The organism is Pseudomonas sp., from assembly GCF_037994325.1.
In the GTDB taxonomy this organism is placed as follows: domain Bacteria; phylum Pseudomonadota; class Gammaproteobacteria; order Pseudomonadales; family Pseudomonadaceae; genus Aquipseudomonas.
Window position 1 is genome coordinate 1 of record NZ_JBBNAH010000583.1, and the last position, 16,548, is coordinate 16,548.

Here is a 16,548-nt window from a genome sequence, read left to right on the forward strand (position 1 = left end):
GTGTCGACACTATGCAAGACGTCATCGAAACGCCGGTAGATTCAGAAACGCTCTCTGAGCACGTTTTTCGCCGTATCCAGGCGGCCATCGTGCAGGGCGATATTGCGCCGGGTAGCAAGATCTCCGAGCCAGAGTTGGCCCGCACCTATGGCATTAGCCGTGGCCCGCTGCGCGAAGCCATTCACCGCCTGGAAGGGCAAAAGCTGCTGGTGCGGGTTCCCCATGTCGGCGCCCGTGTGGTGTCGCTTAGCCACGCCGAATTGATTGAGCTCTACGAAATTCGCGAATCGTTGGAAGGCATGGCCTGTCGCCTGGCGGCTGAGCGCATGAGCCAAACCGAGATTGATGAGCTGCGTGCGGTGCTGGATTTGCACGAGCGCGATGCGGCGTTTCAGGCCGGCGTTGGCTACTACCAGCAGGAAGGCGACTTCGACTTCCACTATCGAATTATTCAGGGCAGCGGCAATAAAACCCTGGCGCAGATGCTCTGCGGCGAGCTGTACCAATTGGTGCGCATGTATCGCCTGCAGTTCTCCGCCACGCCCAATCGCCCCCGGCATGCCTTTGCCGAGCACCACCGCATTCTTGACGCCATTTCCGAACGGGACGGCGAACTGGCTGAGCTGCTAATGCGCCGCCATATCGCCGCGTCCAAACGCAATATCGAACGCCACTACACCGGCAAAACCGACTCCACAGCACGAGGTGAAGCATGAGTTCCAACACCCCAGGTCAACGTTTCCGCGCCGCCATTGCTGCGGAATCGCCGTTGCAGGTTATCGGCGCGATCAACGCCAACCATGCATTGCTGGCCAAGCGTGCCGGCTTTAAAGCTATTTACCTGTCCGGTGGCGGCGTGGCCGCAGGCTCCCTGGGCTTGCCGGACTTGGGCATCAACACCCTGGATGACGTGCTCACCGACGTGCGCCGTATCACTGATGTGTGCGACCTGCCGCTGCTGGTGGATATCGACACCGGCTTTGGCCCCAGCGCGTTCAACATCGAACGCACGATCAAAAACCTGATCAAGGCCGGCGCCGCTGCCGCGCACATTGAAGACCAGGTTGGCGCCAAACGTTGTGGTCACCGCCCGGGTAAAGAAATCGTCTCCACCGAAGAAATGGCCGACCGCGTAAAAGCCGCGGCTGATGCCAAAACCGATGCCGACTTCTTCCTGATCGCGCGTACCGATGCCATCCAAGCCGAAGGCGTGGACGCTGCCATCGAGCGTTGCCTGCGTTATGTAGAAGCCGGCGCTGACGGCATCTTTGCCGAAGCCGCCTACGACTTGCCGACCTACAAGCGTTTTGTTGATGCGCTGGGTGTGCCGGTGCTGGCCAATATCACCGAATTTGGCGCCACGCCGCTGTTTACCCGCGATGAGCTGGCGTCGGTGGGTGTGGCTATTCAGCTCTACCCGCTGTCCGCCTTCCGTGCGGCCAACAAGGCGGCGGAAAGTGTTTACACCTCGATTCGCCAGAACGGCCATCAGAAAGACGTCATCGAACTGATGCAGACCCGTGCTGAACTGTATGACCGCATCAACTACCACGCCTTTGAGCAGAAGCTTGATGCGTTGTTTGCCGCCAAGAAGTAACTGAATTCAGAGCCGCCCACTCGCTTGGGCGGCTTATGCACAACAAGAAATCCAACCGGATCAAATGAGGAGATACCCGCGATGAGCGCTACCCCAGAGACGACCACGCCGGGCTTCAAACCGAAAAAATCGGTGGCACTGAGCGGCACCGCTGCTGGCAATACTGCCCTGTGCACCGTCGGCCGTACCGGCAACGACCTGCATTACCGTGGCTACGATGTACTCGATTTTGCCAACCGCTGCGACTTCGAAGAAATCGCCCACCTGCTGGTGCACGGCAAACTGCCCAACGTTTCCGAACTGGCCGCGTACAAGGCCAAGCTCAAGGCCCTGCGTGGCATTCCGGCATCGCTGAAAACCACGCTGGAGCAACTGCCGCCGTCGGCTCACCCGATGGATGTGATGCGCACAGCCGTTTCCGTACTGGGCTGCGTATCGCCAGAGAAAGACGACCATAACCACCCTGGCGCCCGCGACATTGCCGACAAGCTGATGGCTTCGTTGGGTTCGGCCCTGTTGTACTGGTACCACTTCAGCCACAACGGCAAACGCATCGACGTCGAAACCGATGACGACTCCATCGGCGGCCATTTCCTGCATTTGCTGCATGGCGAAAAGCCGCGTGAGTCGTGGGTGCGGGCCATGCACACTTCGCTGAACCTGTACGCCGAGCATGAATTCAACGCCTCCACTTTTACCTCGCGGGTAATCGCCGGCACCGGCTCGGATATGCATTCGTGCATCGCTGGCGCCATCGGCGCACTGCGTGGCCCGAAACATGGCGGCGCCAACGAAGTGGCCTTTGAAATTCAAAAACGCTACGACAACCCGGACGAAGCCGAGGCCGATATCCGTGCCCGCGTGGAGAAGAAAGAAGTGGTGATTGGTTTCGGTCACCCGGTGTACACCGTTTCCGACCCGCGCAACAAAGTGATCAAAGAAGTGGCCCGCGAGCTGTCGGCTGAGCAAAACAACAGCAAGATGTTCGACATTGCCGAGCGCCTGGAAACCATCATGTGGGACATCAAAAAGATGTTCCCCAACCTCGATTGGTTTAGCGCCGTGAGCTACCACATGATGGGCGTGCCCACCGCGATGTTTACGCCGCTGTTTGTGATTGCGCGCACCTCCGGCTGGTCGTCCCATGTGATCGAACAACGTATCGACGGCAAAATCATCCGCCCGAGTGCCAACTACACAGGCCCTGAAGACCTCAAGTTTGTGCCGCTCAAGGATCGCCCATAACCATGAGCATCCAAATGAACAGCCAATACCGCAAAAACCTGCCCGGCAGCGTGCTGGACTACTTCGACACCCGCGAAGCCGTGGATGCCATTGAGCCTGGCGCCTACGCCAAGCTGCCGTACACCTCGCGTGTATTGGCCGAGCAATTGGTGCGCCGCTGCGACCCGGCCATGCTCACCGATTCGCTCAAGCAACTGATTGAACGCAAGCGCGACCTCGACTTCCCCTGGTACCCGGCGCGCGTGGTCTGTCACGACATTCTTGGCCAGACCGCGTTGGTCGATTTGGCTGGCCTGCGTGATGCCATTGCCGACATGGGCGGCGACCCAGCCAAGGTCAACCCGGTGGTGCCGACCCAGCTAATCGTCGACCACTCGTTGGCGGTTGAATTTGCCGGCTTCGACCCGGACGCATTCGAAAAAAACCGTGCCGTTGAAGATCGCCGCAACGAAGACCGTTTCCACTTTATTGAGTGGACCAAAACCGCCTTTAAAAACGTCGACGTGATCCCGGCCGGCAACGGCATCATGCACCAGATCAACCTGGAGAAAATGAGCCCGGTGATCATGGCGCGTGACGGCGTGGCCTACCCCGACACCTGCGTCGGCACCGACAGCCACACCCCGCACGTGGATGCCTTGGGCGTGATCGCCATTGGTGTCGGCGGCCTGGAAGCGGAAACCGTGATGCTCGGCCGCGCGTCGATGATGCGCCTGCCGGATATCGTCGGCGTGCAGCTCACTGGCAAGCGCCAGCCGGGCATCACCGCTACCGATATCGTCTTGGCCATCACTGAATTCCTGCGCAAGGAGCGGGTGGTGGGCGCCTACGTCGAGTTCTTTGGTGAGGGCGCTGACAGCCTGTCGATTGGCGACCGCGCGACCATCTCCAATATGTGCCCGGAATACGGCGCCACCGCCTCGATGTTCTATATCGACGGGCAAACCATCGACTACCTCAAGCTCACTGGCCGCGAGCCGGAGCAGGTGGCGTTGGTTGAGCAGTACGCCAAGCTCACTGGGCTATGGGCCGACGCCTTGGTGACCGCTGAATACGAGCGGGTGCTGACGTTTGACTTGTCCACCGTGGTGCGCAACATGGCTGGCCCGAGCAACCCGCATAAGCGCTTGCCGACCTCGGCCTTGCAGGAACGCGGTATTGCCGGCGAAGCGATGTTGGCGGCGTCGAAAGTGGAAGAGGCCGAAGGCCTGCTGCCCGATGGCGCGGTGATCATCGCGGCCATTACCAGTTGCACCAACACCTCCAACCCGCGCAACGTGGTGGCGGCTGGGCTGGTGGCGAAAAAGGCCAATGCCTTGGGCCTGCAACGCAAGCCATGGGTAAAAACCTCGTTTGCGCCGGGCTCGAAAGTCGCCAAGTTGTACTTGGAAGATGCCGGCTTGCTGACTGAGTTGGAGCAATTGGGTTTTGGCATCGTTGCCTATGCTTGCACCACCTGTAACGGCATGTCCGGCGCGCTGGACCCGGTGATTCAGCAAGAGATCATTGACCGCGATCTGTATGCCACTGCGGTGTTGTCGGGCAACCGCAACTTCGACGGCCGCATCCACCCGTATGCCAAACAGGCCTTCCTGGCCTCGCCGCCGCTGGTGGTCGCGTATGCCATCGCTGGCACCGTGCGCTTTGATATTGAGCAGGACGTGCTCGGCCATGACCACGCAGGCAACCCGGTCACCCTTAAAGACCTGTGGCCGAGCGATGAGGAGATCGACACCATCGTCGCCGCCTCGGTGAAGCCTGAACAGTTCCGCCAGATCTACATTCCGATGTTTGACCTGGGCACCTTTGCCGAAGCGGAAAGCCCGTTGTACGACTGGCGCCCGCAGTCCACCTATATTCGCCGTCCGCCGTATTGGGAAGGTGCTTTGGCTGGTGAACGCACCCTGACCGGTATGCGCCCGCTGGCGCTGCTGCCAGACAACATCACCACCGATCACCTGTCGCCGTCCAACGCCATTCTGTTGGACAGCGCCGCCGGTGAGTACCTGGCGAAAATGGGCCTGCCGGAAGAGGACTTCAACTCCTACGCCACCCACCGGGGCGACCACCTCACCGCCCAGCGCGCCACCTTTGCCAACCCGCAGTTGGTAAATGAAATGGCCGTGGTTGATGGCCAGGTGAAGAAGGGTTCGCTGACGCGCATTGAGCCGGAAGGCAAGGTCACGCGTATGTGGGAAGCCATCGAAACCTATATGGAACGCAAGCAGCCTTTGATCATCGTTGCCGGCGCTGACTATGGCCAAGGCTCGTCGCGGGACTGGGCGGCCAAGGGCGTGCGTTTGGCTGGGGTAGAAGCCATTGCCGCTGAAGGCTTCGAACGTATCCACCGCACCAACCTGGTGGGCATGGGCGTGTTGCCGCTGGAGTTCAAACCTGGCACCAACCGCCTGACCCTGGGCCTGGATGGCACCGAATTGTATGACGTGATTGGCGAGCGTAAACCCCGCGCCACCTTGACCCTGGTTATCACCCGGAAAAACGGCGAGCGCCTGGAAGTACCGATGACCTGTCGGTTGGACACCGCCGAAGAACTCTCCGTGTACGAAGCCGGTGGCGTATTGCAACGTTTCGCCCAGGACTTCCTGGAAGCGACGGTAGCGGTTTAGAGGCTTTTGCTCCGTAGGCTGTGCTGCGCGCACCAAGCGGTCTCACCAAGAACGCAATGGTGCGCACAGCACACCCTACGCAGCAGCGAATATTTCAGGACCTAGTCATGGCTAACGCTCCGCAAATCAAAATCCCCGCCACCTACCTGCGTGGCGGCACCAGTAAAGGCGTGTTCTTTCGCCTGCAAGACTTACCTGAAAGCTGCCAAGTACCAGGCGCCGCCCGCGACCGCCTGTTTATGCGCGTGATCGGCAGCCCCGACCCTTACTCGGCGCAAATTGATGGCATGGGCGGCGCCACGTCGAGCACCAGCAAATGCGTGATCCTGTCGAAAAGCACCCAGCCGGATCACGACGTGGATTACCTCTATGGCCAGGTCTCCATCGACAAAGCCTTTGTCGACTGGAGCGGTAACTGCGGCAACCTGTCCACCGGCGCCGGTGCGTTCGCCCTGCATGCCGGGTTGGTTGACCCCTCGCGCATTCCGCAAAACGGCGTGTGCGTGGTGCGCATCTGGCAGGCCAATATCCACAAAACCATCATCGCCCATGTGCCCGTCAGCAATGGCCAGGTGCAGGAAACCGGCGACTTTGAACTGGATGGGGTGACCTTTCCGGCGGCGGAAATCGTCCTGGAGTTTCTCGACCCGTCCGATGACGGCGAGGAGGGCGGCTCAATGTTTCCCACCGGCAACCTGGTCGATGATCTAGAGGTGCCGGGCGTTGGCACCTTTAAAGCGACCATGATCACCGCCGGTATTCCCACGGTATTTGTGAATGCCGAAGACATTGGCTACCAAGGCACCGAGCTGCGGGAGGACATCAACGGCAACCCCGAGGCATTGGCGCGTTTCGAGGCCATTCGTGTAGCGGGTGCATTGCGCATGGGGCTGATCAAAAGCGCAGAAGAGGCGTTGACCCGTCAGCACACGCCCAAGGTCGCGTTTGTGACACAGGCGAAAGACTACAAGGCCTCCAGCGGCAAGACCGTGCGGGCCAGCGATGTTGACCTGCTGGCGCGCGCGCTGTCCATGGGCAAGCTGCACCACGCCATGATGGGTACGGCAGCGGTGGCGATTGGTACGGCGGCGGCGATTCCCGGCACCTTGGTGAATTTGGCGGCTGGCGGAGGGGTGCGCACGGCGGTGCGGTTTGGCCATCCGTCGGGCACCTTGCGTGTGGGCGCTGAGGCGACCGAGGAAAACGGTGAATGGGTGGTGAAGAAGGCGATTATGAGCCGCAGTGCGCGGGTGTTGATGGAAGGATTCGTGCGAGTGCCGGGGGATAGTTTTTAAGGTCTGAATCGCTGCCCTCACCCCCAGCCCCTCTCCCGCAAGCGGGAGAGGGGAGCTAATCGTGGGGTGGGTAGCAGAGTTTTTGACCGTACCTCAGATCAGTCCCCTCGCCCCTCCGGGGAGAGGGTTAGGGTGAGGGGCGCTGCGAGCACAATCTCAGCGGAAAAAGTTGGGAGTTTTTCCTTAATGCTGAGTCGTACTCAGCAGCACGCCACCGGCGCCCATAAAAAACGCACCCGTGGTTTTGTTTAAGCGGCGAGCACCAGTAGGCGTTTTGATCAGGCGTCGAATCTGCCGGCCAAACAACCCGTACACCACCGAGGCGCAAAACTCGGCCAGCAGGTACGTGCCGCCGAGGTAGATAAATTGGTCGGTGGGAGGCAGGTCGGGTTTGATGAACTGCGGGAAGATGGCGGCGAACAGCAAAATAGCCTTCGGGTTGCTGATGCCTACCAGGAACTCTTGCAGTATTAGCTTGGTCACACTGCGGTTGGGAGCGGCAGCGTCTGCTACGCTGCTTTCAGCCAGGTTAAGGCCAGAAAATTCACGGCTGCGCCAGGTACGGATACCGAGGTACAGCAGGTACAAGGCACCGACCCATTTAAGGGCGGTAAACGCGGTCTCCGAGGCGAGCAACATGGCGCCCAAACCGACTGCGGAAATGGTTAGAAAGATGGCGTAGGACACCGCACGCCCAACCGTGGCGATGACTGCAGTGCCCACCCCGTGACGAATGCCGTTGTTCAGGGCACAGAAGTTGTTCGGTCCTGGCGTCAGGGCGATCAACATGGCGATTGGGACAAAAACAACGCAGTCCATCAGGGTCATGGCGGTGTCCAGGGGGTTATTTCAGGCGGCGTTCAACGCCTTTTTCCACGAGGATTTTCGCGGAAATTTCTTCCACGGAAAAATGCGTGGAGTTGATGTACGGAATGTTTTCCCGGCGCAGCAGTTGTTCGACTTCACGCACTTCGAACTCGCACTGGGCAAAACTGGCGTAACGGCTGTTGGGCTTGCGTTCGTTGCGAATGGCGGTCAAGCGGTCGGGGTCGATGGTCAGGCCGAACAGCTTGTCTTTGTACTGCTTGAGCGCGTTGGGTAGTTGCAGGCGCTCCATGTCGTCTTCGGTCAGCGGGTAGTTGGCCGCACGAATGCCATATTGCAGTGCCATATAGAGGCAAGTGGGGGTTTTACCGCAGCGCGACACACCGACCAGAATCAGGTCGGCCTTGTCGTAGTAGTGGGTGCGGGCGCCATCGTCGTTATCGAGGGCAAAGTTCACCGCCTCGATACGCTCCATATAGTTGGAGTTGTGACTGATGGAATGAGACTTGCCCACCGAATAGGAGGAGTGTGACGTCAGTTCCTGTTCGAGCGGGGCGAGGAAGGTCGAGAAAATGTCGATCATGAAACCGTCGGACTTAGCCAGAATGTCGCGGATGTCCTGGTTAACGATGGTGTCGAAGATGATCGGCCGCACGCCGTCTTTCTCGGCCGCATTGTTGATTTGCTGTACCATCGCCCGCGCTTTTTCCACGGTGTCGATGTAGGGGCGCGTGAGCTTGTGAAAAGTGATGTTCTCGAACTGCGCCAGCAGGCTTTGGCCGAGGGTTTCGGCCGTAATGCCGGTGCCGTCGGAGATGAAGAAAGCGGTTCGTTTCATTTGCACCGAGGGCCTTAAGCTAAGGATGATTCTTGGCTATCATAGGCCCCCTTTTGATCGAAGCCATGCCGGTTGGCATTGTTACTTATTTTCCAGGGCCAGGCCACCGTCACTCAGGGCTGCAATCAGTACGCAGCAACGGGTGAGAGTAAATAGGGTCTGAGCTAGTCCAACACCGTTAGTGGAGAGATCACCTTGGCTGAATACGTAGTTTCCCTCGATAAGCTCGGCGTCCATGATGTGGAGCACGTGGGGGGCAAGAACGCATCCCTCGGCGAAATGATCAGTAACCTCGCAGGCGCTGGCGTCTCGGTCCCAGGTGGTTTCGCAACCACCGCCCAAGCCTACCGTGACTTCCTTGAACTGAGCGGCCTCAACGCGCAAATCCACGCGGCGCTCGACGCCCTGGACGTTGATGACGTCAATGCCCTGGCCAAAACCGGTGCGCAGATCCGCCAATGGATCATGGAAGCCGAATTCCCTGAGCGTCTTAATACTGAAATCCGCACTGCCTTCGCCGCCATGGCCAACGGCAACGAGAACATGGCGGTTGCGGTACGTTCCTCGGCCACTGCCGAAGACTTGCCAGATGCCTCCTTCGCGGGCCAACAAGAAACCTTCCTGAATATCCGCGGCGTAGAAAACGTCATTCGTGCGGCCAAGGAAGTGTTCGCCTCGCTGTTTAACGATCGCGCCATTTCCTACCGCGTACACCAAGGCTTTGACCACAAGTTGGTGGCCCTGTCTGCTGGCGTGCAGCGCATGGTGCGTTCGGAAACCGGCACGGCCGGCGTGCTGTTCACGCTGGATACCGAGTCGGGCTTTCGTGACGTAGTGTTTATCACCGGTGCTTACGGCCTGGGCGAAACCGTGGTGCAAGGCGCGGTTAACCCGGACGAGTTCTACGTTCACAAGCAAACCCTGGAAGCAGGCCGCCCGGCGATTCTGCGCCGCAACCTGGGCAGCAAAGCCATCAAGATGATTTACGGCGACGAAGCCAAAGCCGGCAAGTCGGTGAAAACCGTCGACGTCGACCGTGCCGACCGCGCCCGTTTCTGCCTGAGCGATGCCGAAGTTACCGAGCTGGCCAAGCAAGCGCTGATTATCGAAAAACACTACGGCCGCCCGATGGACATCGAGTGGGCCAAAGACGGCGACGACGGCCAGCTGTACATCGTTCAAGCGCGTCCGGAAACCGTTAAGAGCCGCACCACCGCCAACGTGATGGAGCGTTACCTGCTCAAAGAAACCAGCAAAGTGCTGGTGGAAGGGCGCGCCATTGGCCAGAAGATCGGCGCCGGTAAAGTGCGCGTGATCAACGATGTATCGGAAATGGACAAGGTTCAGCCAGGCGACGTGTTGGTTTCCGACATGACCGACCCGGACTGGGAGCCGGTGATGAAGCGCGCCAGCGCCATCGTCACCAACCGTGGCGGCCGTACCTGCCACGCCGCGATCATCGCCCGTGAGTTGGGGATTCCGGCGGTAGTGGGTTGCGGTAACGCCACCCAGGTTCTGGTTGATGGCCAAGGCGTGACCGTTTCCTGCGCCGAAGGCGACACCGGTTTTATCTTTGAAGGCGAGCTGGGCTTTGACGTGCGCACCAACTCGGTTGATGCCATGCCTGATCTGCCGTTCAAAATCATGATGAACGTCGGCAACCCGGACCGCGCGTTCGACTTTGCCCAGTTGCCCAACGCCGGTATCGGCCTGGCGCGTCTGGAGTTCATCATCAACCGTATGATCGGCGTGCACCCCAAGGCGCTGCTCAACTACGAAGGCCTGCCGCAAGACATCAAAGACAGCGTCGACAAGCGCATCGCCGGTTACGACGATCCGGTTGGCTTCTATGTCGAGAAGCTGGTTGAGGGCATCAGTACCTTGGCCGCTGCGTTCTGGCCGAAAAAAGTGATCGTGCGTTTGTCGGACTTCAAGTCCAACGAATACGCCAACCTCATCGGCGGCAAGCTCTACGAGCCGGAAGAAGAAAACCCAATGTTGGGCTTCCGCGGCGCCTCGCGTTATATCAGCGAGTCGTTCCGCGACTGCTTCGAGCTGGAATGCCGTGCGCTGAAGAAAGTGCGCAATGAGATGGGCCTGACCAACGTTGAAATCATGGTGCCGTTCGTACGCACCCTGGGCGAAGCCAGCCAGGTGATTGACCTGCTCGCCGCCAACGGCTTGGCCCGTGGCCAGGATGGCCTGCGCATCATCATGATGTGCGAGCTGCCCTCGAACGCCATTCTGGCTGAGGAATTCCTCGAATTCTTCGACGGCTTCTCCATCGGCTCCAACGACCTGACGCAACTGACCCTGGGCCTGGATCGCGACTCCGGCATCATCGCCCACTTGTTTGATGAGCGTAATCCGGCGGTTAAAAAGCTGCTGTCCAACGCCATTCAGGCCTGTAACAAGGCCGGCAAGTACATTGGCATTTGTGGCCAAGGCCCATCGGACCATCCGGACCTGGCCAAATGGCTGATGGAACAGGGCATCGAAAGCGTCTCGTTGAACCCGGACTCCGTGCTGGAAACCTGGTTCTTCCTGGCTGAAGCGCAGATTCCGCAGCAGTCTTGAGCCAGTGTTGGGTTTCGTCGCGCTTAACCCAGCTCACGGAAACGTAGGCTGGGTTGGGCAATGCGAAGCCCAAAAAAAAAACACAAAAAAGGGCGGGTCTATTCCGCCCTTTTTTCTGCAAGTCTTTTTCTGCCAGTTAAGTCGAATGCAAAGTAGCAGTGAACTGTTCCCCGTAGCCTTGATGAGCGCCGAATTTCGCGGCGACCTCAGCGAGGACGTATACCGTCTCAAACCCTCCAACAGCCCCGATTTCAGCGTTGAGCTGGCCCTGACCCGCTTGGGCATGGTCGACCACGGTGAAGAGCGTGGCGTACCGGTGATTCTGATCCCCGGCAGTTTCTCCAATCGACGCTTCTGGTATTCCCCCAAGTGCATTGGTCTGGGCCCATACCTGGCGCGCGCCGGTTTTGATGTATGGATCGCGGAAATGCGCGGCCACGGCTTGTCGCCGCGCAATATCGACTACCGCAAAAACCGCGTGGCCGATTACGCCCGTTACGATTTGCCGGCAATTGCCGCCTTTGTGCATGAGCAAACCGGCCAGGCACCGCACTGGATCGGCCATTCCCTGGGCGGCATCACACTGGCGGCGGCATTGGGCGGGCATTATCTGGACGAAGCGCACGTGGCCTCGGTGGCGATGTTTGGCAGCCAGATCAGTCGCGTGTACTGGCCGCTGAAAATTCCGCCGGTGGAGTGGGGCAGTCGGCTCCTTCTTAAACGTTTTGAAGTGCTATCCGGTTCGCGCCTTAAGCGTGGCCCAGAAGATGAGCCGATCGGCCTGGCGCTGGAAAGCTTGCGCTGGCATGGTCTGTTTGGCCGCTTTGGTGAAGGTAAGAAAAGCGATTGGTGGAAGGGCTTGGCGGAGGTCAGCGTGCCGGTGCTCGCGGTAGGTGCCGATGGCGACCTGCAAGATCCGGCTTGGGGCTGCCGCCAACTGCTCAATCAATTCGGTTCCGCGCAGCGCAGCTTCCTGTGCCTGGGCAAGAAACAGGGCTTTAGCGACGACTTTGGCCATGTCGAAATGCTGGTGAGCAAAGAGGCGCAAGCCGAGGTGTGGCCGTTGGCCGAGTATTGGTTGCGTCACTTGCAGCTGCCGGCCGCGCACCAGACCGATGAGTCAGAGCGCGAACCAGCGGTATAGAACGTTTCGTCGTCACGTCGACGGGGCTAAGATGGCGCCAATGCCGGTTTAGAACGCTGATTAAGCGGTTCCTTTTAACCCCATCCAGGAGTTTTCCCCATGCAATACGTCACTCCCGATTTGTGCGACGCCTACCCGGAGCTGGTGCAGGTGGTTGAGCCGATGTTTAGCAACTTCGGCGGCCGCGATTCCTTTGGCGGTGAGATCGTCACCATCAAGTGCTTTGAGGACAACTCGCTGGTTAAGGGCCAGGTCGACCTGGATGGCAAAGGCAAGGTGTTGGTGGTGGACGGTGGTGGTTCGCTACGCCGTGCGTTGCTGGGCGATATGCTCGCGGAAAAAGCCGCCAAAAATGGTTGGGAAGGGTTGGTGATCTACGGCTGCATCCGCGATGTCGACGTCATTGCCCAGACCGACCTCGGCGTGCAGGCCCTGGCCACCCACCCGATGAAAACCGACAAGCGCGGGATTGGCGACCTTAACGTGGTCGTGACCTTTGGCGGCGTGACCTTCCGCCCGGGTGAGTACGTGTATGCCGACAACAACGGCATCATCATTTCGCCAGAGCCGCTGACGATGCCGGCCTAACGCTTTATTGTGTGTGCCCGCACAAGCCCGGCGTCAGTCGGGTTTTTGCTATCTGGCGCAGCGCCTTATAAAGGAGAGGGAATGCACGAAGAAGACAACGCACAGTGGGGCTTGGTGCATGCCTATGTGTTGGATGGTGGGGGCGGCGCCCGTTCGCTGACCCGCCAGCAGTTGGATGACGTGCAACTGCAACCGCAGCAAAGCCTTTGGCTGCATTGGGATCGCGGCCATCCGCAAACCCACGCCTGGCTGCGTGATGAAAGCGGGCTTAATGAGTTCAGCTGCGACCTCTTGCTGGAAGAAAATACCCGCCCGCGTTTGCTGCCGCTGCCCAACGATGAACTGTTGTTGTTTTTACGTGGAGTGAATCTGAACCCAGGTGCCGAGCCGGAAGATATGGTTTCGGTGCGCATCTTCGCGGCGGCCCGGCGCGTTATTTCCCTGCGTTTGCGCCCGCTGCACGCCACCGAAGATTTGATCGCTGAGCTGGAAGCAGGCAAGGGGCCGAAAACCTCGTCCGAGCTGATGCTCTACCTGGCCCAGCATATGACCGGCAAGGTCGATGCGTTGGTCAGCGACTTGTCTGATCTGGTCGACAGCCAGGAAGAGCAAGCCGACGCTGATGAGCGTTTTACTCCCGAGCATGGCCAGATGCTGCATATCCGCCGCCGCGCTGCCGGCCTGCGCCGGTTTTTGGCGCCGCAGCGGGATATTTTCGGGCAGCTGACGCGCAATAAGTTGGCCTGGTTTGCCGATGACGACAGTGATTACTGGAATGAATTGAACAACCGCCTGACCCGTTACCTGGAAGAGCTAGAGCTGATTCGCGAGCGGGTCGGCCTGGTGCTGGAAACCGAAAGCCGGCGCATGAGCGAGCGGATGAACCGCACCATGTACCGCTTTGGTATTGTCACCGGCATCTTTTTGCCAATGAGCTTTCTTACTGGCCTGCTGGGTATCAACGTCGGCGGTATTCCCGGCTCTGAAAGCCCCTATGGGTTCCTGGTGGCTTGTGGGCTAATGGCCTCGGTTGCGCTGGGACAATGGTGGCTTTTTCGTCGATTGCGTTGGGTTTGATGTGACTTGGCAAAAAACCGCCGCGTCTAGCCCTGAGAAATCCTGAGGTGCGCATGCACGATCCATTCGAACAATCCCTGCGAGATTTGCTCAAGTCCTCGGCCACTAGCCACGACGATGACGCAACCCTTGGGCGCGTATTAAAAACCGCTAACCGCCAAGTAGGTGCCGGCGATCTGTTCGGCCTTATGGGGCGCTGCCTCGAAGCGCTGATGATCGCGGTCAACAATGGCTCCGACCACGTCTCTCCGGTATCCCGCCGCACCTCTTCCGCCCGTACTGACCATAAGGCTGACTGAACATGGAACTCGATCTCTGGACCCAAAGCCTCAAAGAGGCAATGGCTGCGCTGTGGACCAAGGTTGCAGTGTTCATCCCTAACCTTTTCGTTGCACTGATTCTGGTTTTGCTCGGCTTTGTCGTCGCCAAGTTGCTCGACACCCTCCTCTCAAAGCTGCTCGGTAAAGTCGGCCTTGATCGCCTGATGGCCGGCACTGGCCTGACCAAACTGATTGGGCGTGCGGGTATCCAAGTGCCCGTGTCGGCGCTGATCGGCAAAATTGTTTACTGGTTTGTTCTTCTCGTTTTCCTGGTTTCTGCTGCTGAATCGTTGGGGCTGCAGCGCGTTTCCGCTACGTTGGACGTGCTGGCGCTTTACCTGCCGAAGGTATTCGGCGCAGCGCTGGTACTGGTGATCGGCATCTTGCTGGCCCAGTTGGTCAGCGGCTTGGTACGCAGCGCCGCCGATGGTGTTGGCCTGGACTACGCCAATGGCCTGGCGCGCGTTGCTCAAGGCTTGGTAATCATCCTGAGTATTTCTGTGGCTATCGGCCAGTTGGAAGTCAAAACCGACCTGCTCAATAACGTGATTGCCATCGTGTTGATCTCGGTCGGCCTGGCCGTTGCGCTGGCGCTGGGCTTGGGAAGCCGCGACATCGCTGCACAGATTCTGGCTGGCATCTATGTACGTGAGCTGTACGAGGTTGGGCAGCAACTGAAGGTCGGCGACGTGGAAGGGCAGATTGAAGAGATCGGCACGGTGAAAACCACCTTGCTGACCGATGACGGCGAGCTCGTGTCGCTGGCCAACCGAGACATTCTTGAGCAACGGGTGAGCAGTCGCTAATACGCCAATCCCTGCTAATGTATGCCGCCATCTTGAACAGCCTGAGGTTCAGGGCTGTGGCGGCTATTCACCAGACTGCCGGCCCGACTCGTTTTGAATAAAGCTCAATCGCTATCTTCCCGCTATGACCCCCGCGAGCTCTCGGATGAGGAGCTGGTGGCGCGTGCGCATGTGGAGTTGTTCCATATTACGCGGGCGTATGAAGAGCTAATGCGGCGTTACCAGCGCACCTTATTTAACGTTTGTGCGCGTTATCTCGGAAATGACCGGGACGCGGATGACGTCTGTCAAGAAGTAATGTTGAAAGTCTTATATGGCCTGAAGAATTTCGAAGGCAAATCTAAGTTCAAGACTTGGCTATACAGCATTACCTACAACGAATGCATTACGCAGTACCGTAAAGAGCGTCGAAAAAGACGTTTATTAGACGCACTTAGTTTGGATCCTTTGGAAGAAGCTTCCGAAGAAAAAGCGCCTGTGGCCCAAGAACCCGGCGGTCTGGACCGTTGGCTGGTGCATGTGAACCCGATTGATCGGGAAATTCTGGTGCTGCGATTTGTCGCAGAGCTTGAGTTTCAAGAGATTGCCGACATCATGCACATGGGCTTAAGTGCAACCAAGATGCGATATAAACGAGCGCTCGACCGACTGCGGGAAAAATTTTCGGGAATAGCCGAAACTTAGTTGGGGTGAAATACCTCTAACCGACCAGGCGATTCCTGTTAGAATCGCCGCCTGAGTTGTCTTGCGTTTGTCAGACAACTTACTGACCACCAAGATAGGGATTTACGGATGAAATTTAAGAACACACTGGGCGTTGTTATCGGTTCGCTGATCGCTGCTTCCTCTTTTCAAGCATTGGCCCAAGGCCAAGGCGCAGTAGAAGTCGAAGGCTTCGCCAAGAAAGAAATGTTCGACAGCGCTCGTGACTTCAAAAACAACGGCAACCTGTTCGGCGGTTCCATCGGTTACTTCCTGACCGACGACGTTGAACTGCGCCTTGGCTACGACGAAGTGCACAACGCTCGCAGCGACGACGGCCGTAACATCAAAGGCTCGAACACCGCTCTCGACGCTCTGTACCACTTCAACGCTCCAGGCGACGTAGTTCGCCCGTACGTTTCGGCTGGTTTCTCGGATCAGAGCATTGGCCAGAACGGCCGTGGTGGTCGTAACGGTTCCACCTTCGCCAACCTGGGCGGCGGTGCAAAAGTTTACTTCACCGAAAACTTCTACGCCCGTGCCGGCGTTGAAGCTCAGTACAACATCGACCAAGGCGACACCGAGTGGGCGCCAAGCGTTGGTATCGGCGTTAACTTCGGCGGCGGCAAAAAAGCTGCTGAGCCTGTAGCAGCTGCTGCAGCTCCAGAAGTTTGCTCCGACAGCGACAACGACGGTGTTTGCGACAACGTCGACAAGTGCCCAGGCACCGCTGCCAACGTAACTGTTGATGCTGACGGCTGCCCAGCTGTTGCTGAAGTTGTTCGCGTTGAACTGGACGTGAAATTCGACTTCGACAAATCGAAAGTCAAAGAAGAAAGCTATGGCGATATCAAAAACCTGGCTGACTTCATGAAGCAATACCCAGCAACCTCCACCACTGTTGAAG

Annotated in this window: 15 protein-coding genes; 13 read left to right on the top strand and 2 right to left on the bottom strand. The window is 58.5% G+C overall.

The window, feature by feature from the left end; genetic code table 11:
* Positions 1-11 precede the first annotated feature (11 nt).
* The 5 genes from AAAB16_RS19505 (at position 12) to prpF (ending at position 6,764) form a co-directional block, all read left to right on the top strand.
* Entirely contained in the window at positions 12-716 is a 705-nt protein-coding gene (locus AAAB16_RS19505; RefSeq protein WP_340664833.1) for a GntR family transcriptional regulator, read from the top strand.
* The gene (prpB, locus tag AAAB16_RS19510) at positions 713-1,597 is read left to right on the top strand and encodes a methylisocitrate lyase (protein WP_340664821.1); all 885 of its coding nucleotides are present in this window, start codon (positions 713-715) and stop codon (positions 1,595-1,597) included. Before AAAB16_RS19505 ends, prpB begins: the two co-directional genes overlap by 4 nt.
* An 81-nt stretch (positions 1,598-1,678) precedes the next feature.
* The gene (gene prpC, locus AAAB16_RS19515; RefSeq protein ID WP_340664822.1) at positions 1,679-2,842 is read left to right on the top strand and encodes a 2-methylcitrate synthase; all 1,164 of its coding nucleotides are present in this window, start codon (positions 1,679-1,681) and stop codon (positions 2,840-2,842) included.
* Positions 2,843-2,856: 14 nt separating this feature from the next.
* Positions 2,857-5,469, top strand: a complete 2,613-nt coding sequence (gene acnD / locus AAAB16_RS19520) for a Fe/S-dependent 2-methylisocitrate dehydratase AcnD (protein WP_340664834.1) — start codon at positions 2,857-2,859, stop codon at positions 5,467-5,469.
* 107 nt (positions 5,470-5,576) lie between these two features.
* Complete coding sequence (prpF, locus tag AAAB16_RS19525) at positions 5,577-6,764, top strand: 2-methylaconitate cis-trans isomerase PrpF (protein ID WP_340664823.1); 1,188 nt, start codon at positions 5,577-5,579, stop codon at positions 6,762-6,764.
* A gap of 183 nt (positions 6,765-6,947) precedes the next feature.
* On the opposite strand, the gene AAAB16_RS19530 is transcribed toward prpF, so the two are convergent.
* Both AAAB16_RS19530 and AAAB16_RS19535 read right to left on the bottom strand, forming a co-directional pair.
* Positions 6,948-7,592 carry a LysE family translocator gene (locus AAAB16_RS19530; RefSeq protein WP_340664824.1) on the bottom strand — a complete coding sequence of 215 codons (645 nt, stop codon included), beginning with the start codon at positions 7,590-7,592 and terminating at the stop codon, positions 6,948-6,950.
* Between the two features lie 16 nt (positions 7,593-7,608).
* Positions 7,609-8,427 (bottom strand): pyruvate, water dikinase regulatory protein, encoded by an 819-nt coding sequence (locus tag AAAB16_RS19535; RefSeq protein WP_110618553.1) that lies wholly within the window; start codon positions 8,425-8,427, stop codon positions 7,609-7,611.
* Positions 8,428-8,622: 195 nt separating this feature from the next.
* Between AAAB16_RS19535 and ppsA the strand changes: the two genes are divergently transcribed.
* The 8 genes from ppsA to AAAB16_RS19575 all read left to right on the top strand — a co-directional run.
* On the top strand, positions 8,623-11,004 hold the full coding sequence (gene ppsA, locus AAAB16_RS19540) for a phosphoenolpyruvate synthase (protein WP_340664825.1): 2,382 nt from the start codon (positions 8,623-8,625) through the stop codon (positions 11,002-11,004).
* Positions 11,005-11,149: 145 nt separating this feature from the next.
* On the top strand, positions 11,150-12,148 hold the full coding sequence (locus AAAB16_RS19545) for an alpha/beta fold hydrolase (RefSeq protein ID WP_340664826.1): 999 nt from the start codon (positions 11,150-11,152) through the stop codon (positions 12,146-12,148).
* Between the two features lie 99 nt (positions 12,149-12,247).
* Positions 12,248-12,736, top strand: coding sequence for a ribonuclease E activity regulator RraA (gene rraA / locus AAAB16_RS19550; protein ID WP_340664827.1), 489 nt, complete (start codon positions 12,248-12,250; stop codon positions 12,734-12,736).
* An 81-nt stretch (positions 12,737-12,817) separates the two neighbouring features.
* Complete coding sequence (locus tag AAAB16_RS19555; protein WP_340664828.1) at positions 12,818-13,813, top strand: zinc transporter ZntB; 996 nt, start codon at positions 12,818-12,820, stop codon at positions 13,811-13,813.
* Positions 13,814-13,866: 53 nt separating this feature from the next.
* Positions 13,867-14,112, top strand: a complete 246-nt coding sequence (locus AAAB16_RS19560; protein WP_340664829.1) for a CrfX protein — start codon at positions 13,867-13,869, stop codon at positions 14,110-14,112.
* 2 nt (positions 14,113-14,114) lie between these two features.
* The gene (locus tag AAAB16_RS19565; protein WP_340664830.1) at positions 14,115-14,939 is read left to right on the top strand and encodes a mechanosensitive ion channel domain-containing protein; all 825 of its coding nucleotides are present in this window, start codon (positions 14,115-14,117) and stop codon (positions 14,937-14,939) included.
* A 93-nt stretch (positions 14,940-15,032) separates the two neighbouring features.
* On the top strand, positions 15,033-15,623 hold the full coding sequence (gene sigX / locus AAAB16_RS19570) for an RNA polymerase sigma factor SigX (RefSeq protein ID WP_340664831.1): 591 nt from the start codon (positions 15,033-15,035) through the stop codon (positions 15,621-15,623).
* A 108-nt stretch (positions 15,624-15,731) separates the two neighbouring features.
* Positions 15,732-16,548 (top strand): OmpA family protein (locus tag AAAB16_RS19575; RefSeq protein WP_340664832.1); only part of this gene is annotated, 817 nt, incomplete at its 3' end.

Coding starts and splice junctions, on each gene's coding strand:
- prpF (WP_340664823.1), top strand. CDS start 5,577: ATGGCTAACGCTCCGCAAATCAAAATCCCCGCCACCTACCTGCGTGGC.
- AAAB16_RS19505 (WP_340664833.1), top strand. CDS start 12: ATGCAAGACGTCATCGAAACGCCGGTAGATTCAGAAACGCTCTCTGAG.
- rraA (WP_340664827.1), top strand. CDS start 12,248: ATGCAATACGTCACTCCCGATTTGTGCGACGCCTACCCGGAGCTGGTG.
- prpC (WP_340664822.1), top strand. CDS start 1,679: ATGAGCGCTACCCCAGAGACGACCACGCCGGGCTTCAAACCGAAAAAA.
- acnD (WP_340664834.1), top strand. CDS start 2,857: ATGAACAGCCAATACCGCAAAAACCTGCCCGGCAGCGTGCTGGACTAC.
- AAAB16_RS19565 (WP_340664830.1), top strand. CDS start 14,115: ATGGAACTCGATCTCTGGACCCAAAGCCTCAAAGAGGCAATGGCTGCG.
- prpB (WP_340664821.1), top strand. CDS start 713: ATGAGTTCCAACACCCCAGGTCAACGTTTCCGCGCCGCCATTGCTGCG.
- AAAB16_RS19535 (WP_110618553.1), bottom strand. CDS start 8,427: ATGAAACGAACCGCTTTCTTCATCTCCGACGGCACCGGCATTACGGCC.
- AAAB16_RS19545 (WP_340664826.1), top strand. CDS start 11,150: ATGCAAAGTAGCAGTGAACTGTTCCCCGTAGCCTTGATGAGCGCCGAA.
- AAAB16_RS19555 (WP_340664828.1), top strand. CDS start 12,818: ATGCACGAAGAAGACAACGCACAGTGGGGCTTGGTGCATGCCTATGTG.
- AAAB16_RS19560 (WP_340664829.1), top strand. CDS start 13,867: ATGCACGATCCATTCGAACAATCCCTGCGAGATTTGCTCAAGTCCTCG.
- AAAB16_RS19530 (WP_340664824.1), bottom strand. CDS start 7,592: ATGACCCTGATGGACTGCGTTGTTTTTGTCCCAATCGCCATGTTGATC.